General features: G+C 72.2%; 15 protein-coding genes. 5 read left to right on the top strand and 10 right to left on the bottom strand.

Features of this window, described 5'->3' with window-relative positions:
- Window positions 1-11: 11 nt before the first annotated feature.
- The 4 genes from IO39_RS03825 to IO39_RS03840 all read right to left on the bottom strand — a co-directional run bounded on the left by IO39_RS03825 (window position 12) and on the right by IO39_RS03840 (window position 7,184).
- Window positions 12-3,014 (bottom strand): sensor histidine kinase, encoded by a 3,003-nt coding sequence (locus IO39_RS03825; RefSeq protein ID WP_084772226.1) that lies wholly within the window; start codon window positions 3,012-3,014, stop codon window positions 12-14.
- Between the two features lie 132 nt (window positions 3,015-3,146).
- Window positions 3,147-5,372, bottom strand: coding sequence for a [protein-PII] uridylyltransferase (locus tag IO39_RS03830; protein ID WP_043616020.1), 2,226 nt, complete (start codon window positions 5,370-5,372; stop codon window positions 3,147-3,149).
- Window positions 5,373-5,493: 121 nt separating this feature from the next.
- The gene (locus IO39_RS03835; RefSeq protein ID WP_043616024.1) at window positions 5,494-5,832 is read right to left on the bottom strand and encodes a P-II family nitrogen regulator; all 339 of its coding nucleotides are present in this window, start codon (window positions 5,830-5,832) and stop codon (window positions 5,494-5,496) included.
- Window positions 5,829-7,184 (bottom strand): ammonium transporter, encoded by a 1,356-nt coding sequence (locus IO39_RS03840; protein ID WP_043616027.1) that lies wholly within the window; start codon window positions 7,182-7,184, stop codon window positions 5,829-5,831. Before IO39_RS03840 ends, IO39_RS03835 begins: the two co-directional genes overlap by 4 nt.
- Window positions 7,185-7,394: 210 nt before the next feature.
- Here IO39_RS03840 and IO39_RS03845 point away from each other — a divergent pair, with 210 nt between their 5' ends.
- A complete protein-coding gene (locus IO39_RS03845) occupies window positions 7,395-8,321 on the top strand; it encodes an ABC transporter substrate-binding protein (protein ID WP_043616030.1) in 927 nt (308 codons plus the stop codon).
- Between the two features lie 103 nt (window positions 8,322-8,424).
- On the opposite strand, the gene IO39_RS03850 is transcribed toward IO39_RS03845, so the two are convergent.
- The gene (locus IO39_RS03850) at window positions 8,425-9,186 is read right to left on the bottom strand and encodes an MOSC domain-containing protein (RefSeq protein WP_043616032.1); all 762 of its coding nucleotides are present in this window, start codon (window positions 9,184-9,186) and stop codon (window positions 8,425-8,427) included.
- Between the two features lie 141 nt (window positions 9,187-9,327).
- The gene (locus IO39_RS03855; RefSeq protein ID WP_043616034.1) at window positions 9,328-10,131 is read right to left on the bottom strand and encodes an alpha/beta fold hydrolase; all 804 of its coding nucleotides are present in this window, start codon (window positions 10,129-10,131) and stop codon (window positions 9,328-9,330) included.
- Window positions 10,132-10,206: 75 nt separating this feature from the next.
- Between IO39_RS03855 and IO39_RS03860 the strand changes: the two genes are divergently transcribed.
- Window positions 10,207-10,776 carry a TetR/AcrR family transcriptional regulator gene (locus IO39_RS03860; RefSeq protein ID WP_043616036.1) on the top strand — a complete coding sequence of 190 codons (570 nt, stop codon included), beginning with the start codon at window positions 10,207-10,209 and terminating at the stop codon, window positions 10,774-10,776.
- Window positions 10,777-10,920: 144 nt separating this feature from the next.
- Here IO39_RS03860 and IO39_RS03865 read toward each other — a convergent pair whose 3' ends face one another.
- From IO39_RS03865 to IO39_RS03875, 3 genes are all read right to left on the bottom strand, one after another.
- Entirely contained in the window at window positions 10,921-11,862 is a 942-nt protein-coding gene (locus IO39_RS03865) for a sigma-70 family RNA polymerase sigma factor (RefSeq protein ID WP_043616040.1), read from the bottom strand.
- Window positions 11,863-11,968: 106 nt separating this feature from the next.
- Window positions 11,969-13,144, bottom strand: coding sequence for an imidazolonepropionase (gene hutI / locus IO39_RS03870; RefSeq protein ID WP_052422421.1), 1,176 nt, complete (start codon window positions 13,142-13,144; stop codon window positions 11,969-11,971).
- 294 nt (window positions 13,145-13,438) lie between these two features.
- Window positions 13,439-14,125: an SDR family oxidoreductase gene (locus IO39_RS03875; RefSeq protein WP_043616046.1), complete on the bottom strand. Its 687-nt coding sequence runs from the start codon at window positions 14,123-14,125 to the stop codon at window positions 13,439-13,441.
- A gap of 56 nt (window positions 14,126-14,181) precedes the next feature.
- On the opposite strand from IO39_RS03875, the gene IO39_RS03880 reads away from it, so the two are divergent.
- Genes IO39_RS03880 through IO39_RS03890 form a run of 3 tightly spaced genes read left to right on the top strand, consistent with a single transcriptional unit; the run spans window position 14,182 to window position 16,429 of the window.
- Window positions 14,182-14,712 (top strand): PadR family transcriptional regulator, encoded by a 531-nt coding sequence (locus IO39_RS03880; RefSeq protein WP_052422422.1) that lies wholly within the window; start codon window positions 14,182-14,184, stop codon window positions 14,710-14,712.
- Window positions 14,713-14,729: 17 nt separating this feature from the next.
- Window positions 14,730-15,683, top strand: a complete 954-nt coding sequence (locus tag IO39_RS03885; protein WP_157547872.1) for an ATP-binding cassette domain-containing protein — start codon at window positions 14,730-14,732, stop codon at window positions 15,681-15,683.
- On the top strand, window positions 15,680-16,429 hold the full coding sequence (locus tag IO39_RS03890; RefSeq protein ID WP_052422423.1) for an ABC transporter permease: 750 nt from the start codon (window positions 15,680-15,682) through the stop codon (window positions 16,427-16,429). The genes IO39_RS03885 and IO39_RS03890 overlap by 4 nt, the downstream gene beginning before the upstream one ends.
- A 2-nt stretch (window positions 16,430-16,431) precedes the next feature.
- Here IO39_RS03890 and IO39_RS03895 read toward each other — a convergent pair whose 3' ends face one another.
- A complete protein-coding gene (locus IO39_RS03895) occupies window positions 16,432-17,265 on the bottom strand; it encodes a MurR/RpiR family transcriptional regulator (RefSeq protein WP_043616049.1) in 834 nt (277 codons plus the stop codon).
- Window positions 17,266-17,267 lie beyond the last annotated feature (2 nt).

Below are 17,267 nucleotides of genomic sequence, written 5' to 3' on the forward strand. Positions count from 1 at the left end.
CGGCGGGACGCTTACTCACTCTGTTCCTCCTGTCCACGTACTTCCTGGCGACCCCGCCGAACACCCTGCTGGAAACTGGCCATCCTGCTGCGCATCCGGTCGGCTGAGACCGGGGGCACCGGCGCCTGCGCCTGCGGCTGCTGCTTCTGCGCGGGCTGGCTTGCCGTGCCCGGCACCAGGTTGGCCTTCGGGGTTCGTTTGGGGAGCCCGGCGGCGGTGATGCCGCCGAGGCTGGGATCGCTGGCTTTGGCCGCCGCGCGCCATCCGGCGTCTGCGGCCGTTCGCCACGCTTCCTCCCCAGAGGGTACGGCTTGCGCGGGCGTGGCCTCACCGTCGTTCTCGCCGCCACCGGCGGGCTGCGGCCCGCCCTCGCCCGGTGGCCTGCGGAACCATGCCGACTCGACCGAGGCGAAGATCGGCAGGAACTCCTCCCGCTCCTGCTCCATCGGCGAGACGTCCACGGAGGGCGCCGCCGGCTCGGGGGCGCGCACCTCGTTGGTCGGGTACGACGGGGGCGGCGTCTGGAACGCGCCGTTACCGGATGGCTGCGACGGCGCGCTCGGGTACGACGGGTAGGCCCCGGAGTCGAACGAGGCCGGCTGCCGGCGGTGGGAGCCGCCGTCGGTGTCCGCGGTGAAGCCGCCGAGGCCCGGCCTGCCCGGGTCGGAGTTGAACGCCGCGGGCGGCTGGGTCCCGCCGCCGAGCGCGCCGGCCGGCCCCTGGGACCCGCCGAACCCGCCGGTCTCCTGCGGCCCGCCGTTGAACGCGCCGGTCTCCTGCGGCCCGCCGTTGAACGCTCCCGGTCCCGCCGGCGCGCCCGGGGCGCTGTCGAACGTCCCGAACCCCTGCCCCGGCGCGCCCGCGTGCCGCGGCCGGCCGTTCTCGGGCGGCCCCTGCCTGAGCGGCCCCGACTCGAAGGAGTCGAAGCTGGCGAACGACCTGAACGACCCGTTGGGCGAGGACGGCGCGAGCGGCGCCGCCTGGGCCGGCACGGTGCCGCCGCCGAAGGCCGGCCGCTGCGGCAGCGGCTGCTGGAGCCCGTCGGCGATCAGCGCGGGCGGCAGCAGCACCATGGCGATCAGGCCGGCGCCCTCGCCCTTGCGCAGCTGCACCCGGATGCCGTGGCGCAGCGCCAGCCGGCCGACCACGAACAGGCCCATGCGCCGGGAGACCGAGACGTCCACGACGGGCGGCTCGGCCAGCCGGCGGTTGGCCTCGGCCAGCTCCTCCTCGGTCATGCTGATGCCGGTGTCGCTGACCGACAGCAGCGCGCCGCCGCCCTCGATGAGGCTGCTGGTGACCGTGACCTGGGAGTTGTTCGGGGAGAACTGGATGGCGTTCTCGACCAGCTCGGCGACCAGGTGGACCAGGTCGTTCGCGCAACTGCCGAGCACGGAGGTGGCCCGGTGCACCTTGACCTGGACGCGCTCGTAGCCCTCGACCTCCGACAGCGCGGCGCGTACGACGTCGACCAGCTTGGCCGGCTGGCTGCGCCGGCGGGTGGCCTCGTGGCCGGCCAGGACCAGGAGGTTCTCGGAGTTGCGGCGCATGCGGGTGGCCAGGTGGTCGAGCTTGAACAGGTCGGCCAGCCGGCCGCCGTCCTGCTCGCCCTTCTCCAGGCCGTCGATCAGCGAGATCTGCCGCTCGACCAGCGTCTGGGTGCGGCGCGAGAGGTTGACGAACATCGAGCTGATGTTGCTGCGCAGCTCGGCCTCCTCGCCCGCCAGCCGCACGGCCTGCCGGTGCACCTGGTCGAAGGCCCGCGCCACCTCGCCGATCTCGTCGTTGCCCTCGACCTCGATGGGCTGCACGTCGCGTACGGTCGTGTCGCCGCTGACGCGCAGCTGGCGGACCACGTCGGGCAGCCGGAAGCCGGCCACCTCCAGGGCCTCGGTGCGCAGCCGGCGCAGCGGGGTGACCATGGAGCGGGCGATGGCGACGGTCAGCAGCAGGACGACCAGCAGCAGCGCCACGATCAGTGCGCCGGTGATGATGGCGTTGCGGATCTCGGCGGAGCGCAGGTCCTGGCTGCGCAGGTTCACCCGGTCGGCCAGGTCCTTCTCGACGCCCTGGAGCACCTCGATGGCGGCCGTGTTGTTGTTGAACCACTCCTTGCGGTCGCCGCTGGCGGAGATGAGGTTGTCGGTGATGCGCGCGCCGGGCTCCCGGCCGCTGGCCAGGGTGATCGCGCGGGCCTTGGTGAGCTGGACGAGGACGTACTTGGGCTCGGAGGTCAGCGCCTTGGACAGCTGCAGGCCGATCTCGACGCCGGCCTCGGCGCCCACGGTGGCGATGTCGCTCTCCTGGCGGGCGTTGGAGGCGATGAACTGCTCGACCTCGTTGGCGTCGACCCGGTCGGAGTCGTAGCTGGCCTGGAGGAGCTGGACGCGCTGCCGGGAGATCTCCTCCTTGGCCGCCGCCAGCGCGCTCAGGGCGCGGAACTGGCCGACGATCTGCGAGTCGTCCGACAGCAGGGCCAGCTCGTCGTGCAGCTTGAGCAGGGTGTCGGTGAGGAAGTCGTAGCGGATGGTGTTGGCCTGGCCCTCGGCCCTGACCCTGGCCAGCCGGCCCAGGTCGTATCGGGCCTGCTCGGCGGCCTTGACCACGCGGGGCCCGTAGGACTCGTCCATGGTGTCGAGGTCGCTGCGCACGGTCTTGACGAGCGTGTCGACGGCGGCCTTGCGCTTGTTGTAGTCGGCGGCGAGCGGCTTGCGCATCGCGCGGCTCGCGCCGATCCAGCCGCCCGTGTCACGCTCCAGGCCGAGTGCCTGGACCAGATCACGGATGCGGCCCGCCTGCTCGGCCGCGGTGGCCGTGCGGTCGTAGTCCTCGATGCTCTGGACCGACTCCACCACGCGCGCTCCCCCGAGCACGACGCCGACGATGGTGGGCACCAGAATCAGCGCGGTGAGCCGCCACCGCACCCGCCAGTTTCTCAGGCCGAACCGCTGCAGTGACCGCTTCGCGCGGTCCTGCCGCGCGGCCGGCCCGCCGCCCGAACTCCCCGTAGTCACCGCTCCCGCTACCCCTCATTCGTCCCGTTCGTCACGGGCTATAAGCCGGTCACAAAGTATCCGCAGCATCTGACTTAACAGGCATATCGGACACAATCGTTACAAATGCGACCGCCAGTTGTGTGCTGTTGGTTATCGCAGTGCGGCAAGGACCTGATCGCGGACTTGAGCCCTTTGCGCGTCGTCGCTGAGGGGGCGACCAGCGCGGTCCACAACGTAGAAGACGTCCACCGCCTCCGCGCCGAGAGTCTCCACGCGAGCGGCTCTCACGTCAAGACCGCACTCGCCGAACGCCCGCCCGATCCGCCACAGGAGCCCCGGCCTGTCATGGGCCCTGACTTCCACCACGGTGGCCGTCGCGGAGGCGTCCTCGACCAGTGTCACCCGAGGTGGAGCCACGGGTACGCGGGGCGGCCGCATCGACCGGGCGCGCCGGGCCAGCCGCTGCTCGATGTCAAGACGGCCGGCAAGGACGAGACGGAGGTCGGCCTCCAGCGTCGCGGGGTCGGGAGGGGAGCCGTACTCCGGGATGACGGAGAACTCGATCACCGTCGTGGAGCCGGCGGACGCCGACGACGCCGAGCGCACGACGAGCCGGTGCGCCGACAGCACGCCGGCGGCGCTCCACAGCAGCCCCATCCGGTCGGGGGCGACGACCGTGACCGCTCCCCCGTTGACCCGGACCGCGCCGCCGCCGTGCCGGGCCAGCGCGGCCTGCTCGGGCGACAGGGTCGGCGGCTTGGGCGGGGGCGATCCGGCCAGCACGGACCTGACCCGGCGTACCAGGTCGGCCACCAGACCGGCCTTCCAGCTGTTCCAGGCGGCCGGCCCCGTCGCCTGGCCGTCGGCGACCGCCAGCGCGGCCAGCAGGTCGAGCACCTCCCGCGAGCCGACCGTGGCGGCGACCTTCTCGATCGTGACGGGGTCGTCGAGGTCCCTGCGGGTGGCGGTCTCGGGGAGCAGCAGGTGGTGGCGTACGACGGTGGCCAGCGTCTCGACGTCCTGGGCGGGCAGGCCGATCCGGGCGCCGATGTCGCGGACCACGACCTCGCCGGTCGCCGAGTGGTCGCCCGGCCACCCCTTGCCCACGTCGTGCAGGAGCGCCGCGATCAGCAGCAGGTCGGGGCGGGAGACCTCGCGGGTGTGACCGGCGGCGTTCGCGGCGGCCTCGATCAGGTGGCGGTCGACCGTGAAGCGGTGGATCGGGTTGCGCTGCGGGCGGTGGCGTACGCGCTCCCAGTCAGGAAGCAGCTTGACAAGGATGCCCGCCTGGTCGAGCTCCTCCCACACCGGCACGGCGGCGCGGCCCGCGCCGAGGATCGACACCAGCGCGTCGCGGGCCTCCTCGGGCCAGGGCACCGGCATCGGAGGCGACTGAGCGGCCAGGATGGAGACCGTGGCGGGCGCGAGCGGCAGCCCGGAGTCGGCCGCCGCGGCGGCGGCGCGCAGCACCAGGACCGGGTCCCTGCGCGGGTTGACCCCCCTGGCGAGCACCACCTCTCCGCCGTGCTCGACCACGCCGTCCGCCAGCGGGCGGCGGCCCCGCGGAGCGGGCCCTGACAGCAGCCTGTCAACCGTGCGCCAGGTGCCGTCGAAGGCGTGGGAGATGGTGCGCCCGGCCTCGGCGAGCCGGCGCATCAGCGCCTCGGCGTCGAGCAGGCCGAGCAGCCCGGCCACCGCGTCCTGCTCCTGGAGGACCAGCCGGTCGGTGCCGCGGGCGGTGACGAGGTGCAGCGCGTGCCGCACGTCGAGGATGAACTCGTACGCCTCCCGCGCCCGCGGGCCCGGCGCCGAGGCGACCCAGGCGGCGGCCACGGCCTGCATCGCCTGCACGTCGCGCAGCCCGCCGCGCCCGTCCTTGAGATCGGGCTCCAGCAGGAAGGCCAGCTCGCCGCTGGTCTGGGCGCGCTGGTCGGAGGCGTCGCGCAGCTCGCCGAGCCGGCGCCGGGAGTCGGCCCGCCATTCGGCCAGCACCGCCTCCCTGGCCTTCCTGGTCAGGTCGGGGTCACCGGCCACGTGCCTGGCCTGGATGAGGCCGAGCACGGCCTTGAGGTCCTGGCGGGCGACGGAGACGGCCTCGTCCACCGTGCGCACGGAGTGGTCGAGGCCGATCGCCGAGTCCCAGATCGGATACCAGATCCGGTCGGCGATCCGGGCCACGTCGGCCCTGCCGTTGTGCAGCAGCACCAGGTCCAGGTCGCTGCCGGGCGCCGGCTCGCCCCTGCCCAGGCTGCCGACGGCGACCAGGGAGACGTGGTCGCCGTCGCTGGCCGTGCGGAAGAGATCCTTGAGCCAGCGGTCGGTGTCCGTGGTCCGCTCCTTGCGGGCCGCGGCGTACGAACGGGCCTCTCCCCTCACTGCTTCGCCCCCTTGCCCGGCGTCGCCCGGACTCCGTCGTCCGGGCGGCGCCGCGGATCCGTCGTGGAAACCCTGTGGTGCCGTGCCCGGACGCCGTCGGCCGGGCCTGGCTGCGCGCGCGTCACAGGGCTTCCGGACCCCGCTCTCCCGTGCGGACCCGGATGACGGTGTCCACCGGCACCGACCAGACCTTGCCGTCGCCGATCTTGCCGGTGTGGGCCGCCTTGACGATGACGTCGATCACGTCCTCGGCGTCATCCTCTTCCGCGAGGACCTCCAGCCGGACCTTCGGCACCAGGTCGACCTGGTACTCGGCGCCGCGGTAGACCTCGGTGTGACCGCGCTGGCGGCCGTAGCCGCTCGCCTCGCTGACGGTCATGCCCTTGATGCCGAACTGTTCCAGCGCGGCCTTCACGTCATCCAGCTTGAAGGGCTTGATGATCGCCGTGATGAGCCTCATGCGTCCACCTTCTTGGGAGCGGGTGCGGCGGGACCGTTGGGTGAGCTCACGCCGGAGGCGTAGACCGTGCCGAGGTCGTAGCCGGTCTCGGCGTGCGTGGAGACGTCGATGCCGGCGACCTCGGCCTCCTCGCTGACGCGGAAGCCCATGGTCTTGTCGATCACCTTGCCGATGATCCAGGACATCACGAAGGAGTAGCCGCCGACCGCGACCGGGCCGAGCACCTGGAGGCCGAGCTGGCTGATCTGCCCGCCCTCGATCAGGATGCCCTTGTTCTGGCCGGGCAGGAACGGGTAGGCCGCCACGAAGCCCAGCGCGATCGCGCCGACCACGCCGCCGACCAGGTGCACGCCGACCACGTCGAGGGAGTCGTCGAAGCCCAGCCGGTACTTCAGGCCCACGGCGTAGGCGCAGGCCACGCCGGCGAGCAGGCCGATGAGCACGGCGGCCCACGGGTCCACGAAGCCGCAGGCGGGCGTGATGGCGACCAGGCCGGCCACCGCGCCGGAGGCGACGCCGAGCGTGGTCGCGTGGCCGTCGCGCAGCTTCTCCACCACCAGCCAGGCGCCGGCGGCGACGGCGGTGGCGACCTGCGTGTTCATGAACGCCAGGCCGGCGGTCTGGTCGGGGGCCAGCTCGGAGCCGGCGTTGAAGCCGAACCAGCCGAACCACAGCAGGCCGGTGCCGAGCAGCACCAGGGTCAGGTTGTGCGGCCGCATGGGCTCCTTGCGCCAGCCCTGGCGCTTGCCCAGCACGAGCGCGAGCGCGAGGGCCGCGGCGCCGGCGTTGATGTGCACGACCGTGCCGCCGGCGAAGTCCTCGATGCCGAGCTGGGTGAGCCAGCCGCCGCCCCACACCCAGTGGGCGACGGGGAAGTAGACCACCGTGGCCCACACCAGCGAGAACAGCACCCACGCGCCGAACTTGGCCCGGTCGGCGATGGCGCCGCTGATCAGCGCGACCGTGATGATGGCGAAGGTGAGCTGGAAGGCGGAGAACACCATCAGCGGGAAGTTGTCGGCGGCGGCCGCCTCGGCGGTCACACTGCCGCCTTCGACGATCAGTCCTTCATAGACGGCGTTGAAGACCCCGCTCAGACCGACGTAGTCGAGCCCGCCGACGATCTTGTTGAGGAAGCCGCTCCCGTCGCCGGCCGTGTCGAACGCGAGGGAGTAGCCGTACAGGACCCAGGCGACCGTCACGACGATGATGCTCACGAACGACATCATCATCATGTTCAGGACGCTCTTGGCCCGGGTCATACCCCCGTAGAAGAACGCGAGGCCCGGAGTCATCAGCAGCACCAGGGCGGTGCATACGAGCATCCAGGCGGTAGTGCCGCTGTCGATCATCGAAGCGACCCTCCTTCTTGCATGTGACGTGTGGCCACAGCGTGTTCTCCTGGGGTTTCGTGGCTTGACCAGGTGTGTTTCGCATTCGTGAATCTCGCCGCGCCGGTGTTTCGCGATGGTTTCGGGCCTTTCACAGCCCTCTTTCCGGCCGCGTCAGATCGGACGTGCCATACTTAGGCTTGCCTTACCTAAGCGATCAAGGACTTTCTCATGCGCCTCCGGCCGGCCATCGCCGCCCTGCTCACCGCGTTGACGCTCACCGCGTGCGGGAGCGCCACCACCGCCCAAGAGGCGGGTCCCACCAGGACCGTCAAGCACGCCATGGGCGAGACCAAGGTCCCCATGGCGCCGAAGCGGGTCGTCGTGCTCGACACCGACAAACTGGACACCATGGTCTCGCTCGGGCTCACCCCCGTCGGCGCGGCGCGAGCCCAGGAGAACCAGACCTGGCCCGAGTACCTCGGCCCGTCGCTGTCGGCCACCAAGCCCGTGGGCACGCTCCAGCAGCTCAACATCGAGGCCATCATGGCGCTCAAGCCGGACCTGATCCTCGGCTCCAAGTTCCGCCAGGCCGCCTTCTACGACAAGCTCGCCCCGATCGCGCCGACCGTGTTCACGGAGCGGGTGGGCGTCACCTGGAAGGAGAACTTCCTGCTCGACGCCGAGGCGCTGGGCAAGCGGGACCAGGCGCGACAGCTCCTCGACGCCTACGAGGCGCGGGCCGGGGAGGTCGGGAAGAAGTTCTCGAAGCTGCAGGTCGGCATCGTGCGGTTCATGCCGACCGAGATCCGCATGTACGGGCCCGAGTCGTTCAGCGGCATCGTCGTGGGCGACGCCGGCATCCCCAGGCCCGAGGCGCAGCGGCTCGCCGGCCAGGAGGACAAGCGCTTCGGCAAGCTGAGCCAGGAGAACATCGCCAAGGCCGACGCCGACGCGATCTTCTACAGCGCGTACGGCGAGGCCGCGGCCAAGACGCAGGCCGGGGTCACCGGCGGGCCGCTGTGGAAGAACCTCGAAGCGGTCAAGTCCGGCAACGCCCACGCCGTGGACGACGAGATCTGGATGCTCGGGATCGGCGTCACGGCGGCCGGCAAGATCCTCGACGACCTGGACAAGCACCTGACCCCCCTGGTCTGACCCCGGCAGGGAATGATCAGGCGGGGCGGCCGGGCGAGGCACGCCGGATCATGTGACCGGAGCCGGACCGGCCCCGCCCGTTCCGGCTCCCGGCCGGGGCCGGTCAGGTGAGGCGGACCGGGTCGCCCTTCCTGATCAGGCCGGGGCGCACGACCCGCGCGTACACGCCGGCGCACGCCTGCGCCTCCAGGTCGAACACCCGCACCCGGTTGTGCCGGGCCACCGTGCGCAGCGCGTCGGTGTCGCGCTCCAGCGCGCCGTGCGCCAGCGTCGGCACGGCGCAGCGCGGGCTGGCCACGATCACGTGCAGCACCACGTCGTCGCCGACCCGCAGCTCCCGCCCCACCCAGTCGTTCTCCACGAAGCCCTCCGGCTTCGTCGCGATCACCAGGTTGGGCCGGTAGCGCAGGGCCTCGACCCGCCCGCGCGGGCCGAGCGCGCCGATCCGGTCGAGGGTGGAGGTCGTGATGAGATGGAGCGGCGCGAAGTCGAAGAACGTGCCCTCGGGAGAGCCCGTGCCGATCGTGGTCATCGTGTGCGGCACCTCGGCCTCGATCCCCTCGGCCAGCACCCGCTCCGGGACCGACCGCTCCAGCTCGGCGCCCTCCGGCGGCACGTCGATCAGCCGGACCTCGCGCCCGAGCAGCTCCGACAGCTCCGCGTCGCCCGGCGCGCGGCCGCCCTCGATCGTCAGCAGCGCGCGCCAGAGCCGGGGGTTCTTCGCACTGGCGATCTTCCCGGTGGCGACGTCGAGCACGGCCCGCGCCCGGTCTCCCGCGAGCCCGCGCTCGCTCACCTCACTCTCGGCGACCTCTTCGCCCAGCATCGACTTGACCGGATAGCGGCGCAGCGTCTCAACATGCATACGCCCGAGCCTATGACGGCGATCCGCCGCACGGGTCCTGACCGAAAACCTTCCGGACCGACCGGAAACCGGCCAAGAATGAGCCCGCAACCTGCCCAAGGCCGGGCCCCGGCACGCCGGAAGCCGAGCCCGCGACAACGCCTAAGGCTGAGCCCAGAACCGTCGCAGATGCGGCACCAGCTCGGCGGCCCGCTCGTCGGGGAAGAACAGCCGCCCGCCGTCGATCTCCACGATCTCCCGCACCCCCGGGATCGTGTCACGCAGCCAGCGCGCCCAGCTCACGTCGAAGAACGGGTCCCCGGTGCCCCAGACCACGAGCGTCGGAACGGCCAGCACGGTGAGCAGCGGCTCGATGGCGATCAGGTCCTTGGCGTCGATGGCGGTCAGCAGCCGCTCGAACGCGCGCCCGCCGCCCGGCTTGCCGAGGATCGGCCTGATGTACGCCTCCACCAGCGCCTCCGGGTCGTCGATGCGCTCGTAGCCGGCGCCGAAGGCGGTCCGGGAGAGCAGCTCCGGCCGGTCGAGCAGCACCTCCATGAGCGCGGCCAGCTCGCCCTTGGCCGCCAGCTCCACCGTGGGCAGGAACGCCTCCGGCGGGGTGTTGGTGTGCACGTCGCAGTTGGTGAGGGTGAGCGTGCGCAGGCGGTCGCGGTGGCGTACGGCGAAGACCTGGGCCACCGCGCCGCCGGTGTCGTTGGCGACGAGGTCGATCCCGGTGAGCCCGAGGTGCTCGCAGAGCTCCTCGACCGCCTGCGCCAGGGCGGGGATCGACAGGTCGTCGCGCGACGCGCTGCCGCCGTGTAACGGCAGGTCGACGGCCACGCAGCGGCGCTCCTCGCGCAGCTCGGCGATGACGTTGCGCCACAGGTGGGAGCTGGTGCCGACGCCGTGCACGAACAGCGCGACCGGCCCCTCTCCGACGTCCACGTAGCTGATGCCGTCCATGATGATCCCCCTTCACAAACCGACTGTCGGTCTATGAAATTACCGACCGATGGTCGGTTTGTCTATGGTGGACGCATGAACCTCAAGGCGGAGCGCGGCGCGGCCACCCGCGACAGGGTCCTGACGATCGCCACGCGGCTGTTCGCCGAGCGCGGCTACGACGACACCTCGATCGAGACGGTGCTGCAGGAGTCGGGGCTGAGCAGGGGGGCGCTCTACCACCACTACGCGGGCAAGGAAGCCCTGTTCGAGGCGGTGCTGGAGGCCACGGAGGCGGCGGTGGGAGCCAAGATCGTGCAGGCGGTGCGCGGCTCCGCGAGCCCCGCGGAGGCGCTGCGGACCGGCGTGCTGGCCTGGATCCGGCTGGCCGGCGACCCCGTCGTCAAGCGCATCGTGCTCATCGACGCCCCCGCGGTGCTGGGGTGGGAGCGGTGGCGGGCGCTGGAGGAGCGCTACTCGTTCGGCATGCTCAAGTCGGCGCTGGAGGCGTCGGGCGCGGTGCCGGCCGAGTTTCTCGACCTGCACGCGCACATGTTGCTGGCGGCCGTCAACGAGAGCGCGCTGCTGGTGGCGCGGGGCGGCGACCACGCCACGGCGGAGGCGGCCGTCGAGGACTTCCTCCACCGCCTCCTGCGCACGGACTGACCAGGACGCCGCCGCGCCCGGCGGGCCGAGCCGCGACCGGGTGAGACGGCAGGTCAGGCGGCGTGCCGCCACAGCCGCCGGGCCGAACCGCATGCCGCCTCAGCCGCCGGGCCGAACGGCGGCCCGGGGGGACGGCAGGGCGGGTCAGGCGGCGGCCGTGGCCATCTTGCGCAGGCGGGCCAGGGCGTCGCGCTCGATGCGGCGGGCCCGGTCACGGCCGATGCCGTAGCGCTCTCCCACCTCGGTCAGCGTGTGCTCGCGCCCGTCGAGCAGCCCGTAACGCCAGCGCAGCATCTCGCTGGTGACGCCTTCGAGCCCGGTCAGCCACTCGTCGAGCCGCTCGCGCTCCAGGATCTCGATGGCCTGCTGCTCGGGATCGGCCCAGGTCTCGTCGGCGATCATGTCGCCGAGCTCCGTCTCGTCCTCGTCGCCCACCCCGAGCTGCAGCGACACCGGGTCGGAGGCCCAGCGGCGCAGCTCACGGACCCGCTCGATCGGCAGGTCGAGGATCCCGGCGAGATCGTCGTCGGTCGGCTCGGCGTCGAACTCCGCCAGCATGTCGCGGCGGACCCGCATCAGCCGGGTCATCTGCTCGCCGGCGTGCGTGGGCAGCCGTACGGGACGCGCCTGCTCGTGAATGGCCCGCCCCACCGACTGCCGGATCCACCACGTGGCGTAGGTGGAGAATTTGTACCCCCGCCGGTAGTCGAACTTCTCCACCGCGCGTACCAGGCCCAGGTTCCCCTCCTGGACCAGGTCGATCAGCGGCATCCCCCGCCCCGAATATTTCCTGGCCACCGCCACCACGAGGCGCAGGTTGGCCTGAATGAACTCCTCCTTGGCGCGCTGGCCCGAGATGGCCAGCCGTTCCAGCTCCTCGTCGGCCGCATCCCCGATGCGCGGCTCCGTGCCCCCGCTGTCGAGCAGCTGCTCGGCGAAGAGGCCCGCCTCGATCCGCTTGGCGAGCTCCACCTCCTCCTCCGCCGTGAGCAGCGGGACCCTGCCGATCTCGGCCAGGTATGTCCCCAGCAGATCGCGATCAGCGACGTGCTGCTCCTGCGTGCGACTCCCCGTAGGCCTTGCCATCCCCAGGCACCTCGTTCCGCAGCTGCGTTCTATACCCGGCCAACGTCCGGCCAGAAGCAAAGATTCCCTAAAGCGCTACGTCTGCGGGATGGTTCTGGACGTCCTCCTAAAGGAGGAGGCCCCCGTGAAACACCTGGTGAACGAGGGGAACGCCGGGCCGGTAGGCCAGATGCACATAGGAGGGGGCGTCGAGGAGGACGAGGTCCGCGCGGGCTCCGCGCCGTAGCCAGCCTACGTCCGTACGGCGCAACGCGCGCGCCCCTCCGTACGTCGCCGCCCTGATCGCCTCCAGCGGCGTCATGCCCATCTCGCGCACGGCCAGCGCCACGCAGAACGGCATCGACGAGGTGAACGACGAGCCGGGGTTGCAGTCGGTGGCCAGCGCCACGGTGACGCCGGCGTCGATCAGCCGCCGCGCGTCGGGGTACGGCGACCGGGTGGAGAACTCGGCCCCGGGCAGCAGCGTCGCCACCGTACCCGAGGAGGCCAGGGCGTCCACGTCGGCCGGGGTCAGGTGGGTGCAGTGGTCGGCGGAGGCCGCGCCCAGCTCGCAGGCGATGCGCACCCCCGGCCCCGCGCCGAGCTGGTTGGCGTGCACCCGCGCCCCGAGCCCCGCCTTCAGCCCGGCCGAGAGGATCTCCCTGGTCTGGTCCCCGTCGAACGCGCCCCGCTCGCAGAACACGTCCACCCACTTCGCGTACGGCGCGCACGCCCGCAGCATCTCCCCCGCCACGAGCCGGACGTAGGAGTCGGCGTCCATGTCCGGCGGCACGACGTGCGCGCCCAGGAACGTGGTCTCGTCGGTGAGCGCGGTGGCGATCTCCAGCGAGCGCCGCTCGTGCTCGACGGTCAGGCCGTACCCGCTCTTGATCTCCACGGTGGTGGTGCCCTGCTCGCGCATCTCGTCCACCAGGGCGAACGCGCGGGTGGCCAGCTCGGCCTCGCCGGCGCGGCGGGTGGCGGCGACCGTGGTCCTGATGCCGCCCCCGGTGTACGGCTCGCCGGACATGCGGGCCTGGAACTCGGCCGTCCGGTCACCGGCGAAGATCAGGTGGGCGTGGCTGTCGACGAAGCCGGGGATCACCGCCCGGCCCCCGGCGTCCACCCGCTCGTCGGCGTCGGGGGCCTGCGCGGCGGGGCCGAGCCAGGCGACCAGGCCGTCCTCGATGACGAGCGCGGCGTCGGCGATCTCCTCGCGCTCGGGGTCGCCGGTGTAGAGCAGCCCGATCCCGTCGATGAGCGTCGTGGCCATCACGGCTCTTCCCTCGGCACGCGTCGTCATGGGCTCTCCCTTCGCGGGCGGCCGGGCCCGCTCGTACCGGTAGGTCGGGGGCAGGCGCCCCGTCTGGCAGTCTGCCCGCTCGGCGGGCCCGGAGGGGGACCGGGACACGCCGGGCACGCCCCCGCCGGACGGCGGGCGGCGCAAGCATGGCCCGCGCCAGGGAGAACACAGCCGCTGAGTTGACGCGGCCGTCCTTGCGACGCGCCGTCCTGCCGACACGCGCCGTCCAGTTGACACGGCCGTCCAGTTGACACGGCCGTCCAGTTTGGGCAGCCGCCCGGCTGACGCGGCCGTTCAGTTGGGGAGGCCGCCCCTGGGCCGGAGGGTCAGCTCGGTGAGGTGGGCGTCGGGCCCGGCGGTGACGGCGGCCAGCACGGCGCGCGCCACGCTCTCCGGCCGCAGATACTTCTCGGGCTCGAACTCCCCGCCTTCGTACGCCCGCACGCCCCGCTGCATGTCGGTGGCCGTCCGCCCCGGGTAGACCGTGGTGACCCGCAGCTCGGGCTCCTCCAGCCGCAGCACGTCGGCGAACGCCTTGAGCGCGAACTTGCTGGCCGCGTACGAGCCCCACGCCGCGTTGGCCCGCAGCCCCGACCCCGAGTTCACGCACACCACGTGCCCGCCGGCCCGCCTGAGCGCGGGCAGCAGCAGCCGGGTCAGCTCGGCGACCGCGACGACGTTGACCTCCATGGTCCGGCGCCACACGTCGGCCGACTGCTCGTCGACGCGCCCGAGCGTGCTGACCCCGGCACTGTGCACGAGCACGTCGAGCCGCGGCACGCCCTCCACGTCGGCGGCCGCGACGCGGGTCAGCTCCACCGGCCAGGGCCGCGCGCCGGGCAGCTCGGCCGCCAGCGCGGCCAGCGCCCGCTCGTCCCTGCCGCCGAGGAGGACGTCGTGCGTGGGTGCGAGGGCCCGGGCCACGGCCGCCCCGACACCGCGTGAAGCGCCTGTGACCAGCGCGATCGGTCGTTCAGTCATGACAGGCAGCTTATTGACCTTGACGGCTATTCAAATTTGAGTACAAACTTGAATACATGTCCTCGACGCGCATCCTGATACTCGGCGCCCTGCTCGACGGGCCCATGAACGGCTACGGCGTACGCCGCCGCCTGGAGACCATGGGCGTGGAAAGCTGGACCAACGTGGCCTTCGGCTCGATCTACCACGGTCTGAGCAAGATGGCCGACGAGGGCCTGCTGGAGGTCGTCGAGGCGGGCCGGGGCGGCAAGGTCGTCTACGCGCTCACCGAGCTCGGCCGGGAGGAGTTCCAGCGGCTGCTGCTGCACGCCTGGCACGAGGTCAAGCCCATCGTCGACCCCTTCCAGGTGGCGATGACGTTCATGAACCACCTGGACAGGCAGGAGGTGCTGACCGCGCTGCGGGGCCGGCGGGCGCAGCTGCGGATGTACGTCGAGACCATGGGCCACATGGCCGCCGTGAAGCCGGCCCACGGCGCCCCCCGGCACGTCAACGAGAATCTCGGCCTGCAGCGGGCCATGTTCCAGGCCCAGCTCGACTGGGTGGAGCAGGCGATCCCGCGCGTCGAGGCCGACGAGTTGCCATGAAGGAGCCGATCCCCCAGATGATCATTCAGGCACGCGGTTTACGCAAGACGTTCACCACCAGGAGCAGGAAGGGCGCCCAGACCGTCGAGGCCGTGCGCGGCGTGGACCTCGACGTGGCCGAGGGCGAGATCTTCGGCGTGCTCGGGCCCAACGGCGCGGGCAAGACCACCACGATCAGGATGCTGGCCACGCTGATCGTCCCCGACGCGGGCACCGCCACGATCGCCGGGCACGACCTGCTCAGGGAGCCGGCCGCGGTCCGGCGCGCCCTGGGCTACGTGAGCCAGGCCGGCGGGGTGGAGGACACCACCAGCGCCCGCGCCCAGGTCCTGATGGCCGCCAAGGTCCACGGCCTGGCCGACCCGAAGCGCGCCACGGCCGAGGTGCTGGCGCGCTTCGAGCTGACCGAGCTGGCCGACCGGCCGGCCCGCACGCTGTCGGGCGGGCAGAAGCAGCGCGTGGCCGTCGCGATCGGGCTGGTGCACAACCCGCCGCTGCTCTTCCTCGACGAGCCCACCACCGGCCTCGACCCGCAGAACCGCGCCAACCTGTGGGAGCGCATCAGGCAGCTGCGCGAGTCGGGCACCGGCGTGCTGCTCAGCACCCACTACCTCGACGAGGCCGACGCCCTGTGCGACCGGCTGGTGATCGTCGACCACGGCGTGATCGTGGCCGAGGGCACCCCCGCCGAGCTGAAGCGGGAGGTCTCCGGCGACGTGATCTCGCTCAGGGTGGACGAGCCGGAGCGCGCCGCCGCCACGCTCAAGCCGCTGGCCCGCGAGACCCGCCTGGACGACGACCTGCTGCGCGTCTACGTGGACGACGGCGAGCGCACGCTGCCCGTGCTGCTGCGCGCGCTGCAGGAGCAGCGCCTCGGCCTGACCTCGATCGCGCTCGACCGCTCCACGCTCGACGACGTCTTCCTGGCCAAGACCGGCCGCACCCTGCGCGACGCGGGAGCCGCCGCGTGATCCGCCACGCCGCCCTGTTCACCGGCTACGAGCTGAGGAAGTCCTTCAGCAACCCGGTCTGGCCGCTGTTCGGGCTCATCCAGCCGGTGTTGTACCTGCTGATGTTCGCGCCGCTGCTGAAGACCATGACACCGGGCGGCACGACGGTGGACGCGCTGCGCATGTTCACCCCGGCGGCCATGCTGATGATCGCCGTCTTCGGCGCGCTGTTCTCCGGCTTCGGGCTCATCGCCGACCTGCGCAACGGCTCGCTGGAGCGGCACGCGGTCAGCCCCGCCTGGCGGCCGGCCATCGTGCTGGGCCGGGTGGCCAAGGACATGGTCATGCTGGTCCTCCAGGCCGTCCTGGTGCTGGTCGTGGCCTTCGCGATGGGCGTGCGGATCGGGGTCGTGGAGCTGGTGCTGATGCTGCTGCTCATGGCCGCGACCGGGCTGTTCGCCTCCAGCCTGTCGCAGGGGCTGGCGCTGACCGTGCGCGACGAGAACGGCATGTCGCAGACGCTCAACATGTTCACGCTGCCGCTCATGCTGCTGGCCGGGCTGCTCGTGCCGATCGCGTTCGCGCCCTCCTGGATGCGCTTCCTCGCGCCGGCCAACCCGCTCTACCACGCGGTCGAGGCCGGGCGGGCGCTGTTCCACGGGCGGCCGGCCGACCCGTCGGTGCCGATCGCGTTCGGGGTGTTCGTCGCGCTGGCGGCGCTCACCACCATGTGGTCGATGCGGGCGCTAAGGAAGATCGCCGGGTAGGGCTAAGGACGATCGCCGGGTAGGAAGGTGCCGGTCTCGCCGGTCATCCGCTCGTACTCGTCGAGCCTGGCCCGGGTGCGCAGCGGCGCCGCGTCGGCCATGGCCTCCACCAGGGCCATGGCCAGGGCCAGCGGCGCCGCGTGCGAGTCGAAGACGAGCCGGTCGCCGACGGGGGCGTCCAGCACGACCTCGGCGGGGAAGTCGGGCCGGTCGGTGATGACGGCGGCGCGCAGGCCGAGCTCGCCGGCGTACTCGAGGGCGCGCACGGCCTCCGCCGGATAGCGCGGCAGGACCACCGCCACCACCCATTCGGCGCCGGAGCGGCGGGCCGCGTGCAGCCCGTCGGCCAGCTCGGAGCCGCCGTGGGTGAACAGCCGCACGTCGGGGTGGATGCGGCGGGCGTAGTAGGCGAAGGTGGTGGCCAGCCCGCACGAGACGCGCAGCCCCAGCACGGGCAGCGGCTCGGTCGCGGCGAGCTGCTCGCCCAGCTCCTTGAGGGGGAAGGCCGACAGCCGCTCCCTGAGCAGGGCGAGGTTGCGGATCTCGCAGTCGATGGCGCCGCGCAGCAGGCTCTCGTGCGGCGCCTCCACCCCGCCGCCCAGCACCAGCGGCCGCAGGGCCTGGCGCAGCTCGGGGTAGCCGGCGAAGCCCAGCACCATGGCGAACCTGGTCACGGAGGGCTGGCTGACCCCGGCCCGTTCGGCCAGCTCCACGCTGTTGAGGAAGATCGCTTCGTCGAGATGCTCGCCCAGATAGTCCGCGATGCGCTGCTGCACGGGCGACAGCCTCCGGCCATCCAGCAGCACGTCGAGCCCACCGTGATATCCGTCCGCCACGC

The organism is Nonomuraea candida (assembly GCF_000725485.1).
Lineage (GTDB): Bacteria > Actinomycetota > Actinomycetes > Streptosporangiales > Streptosporangiaceae > Nonomuraea > Nonomuraea candida.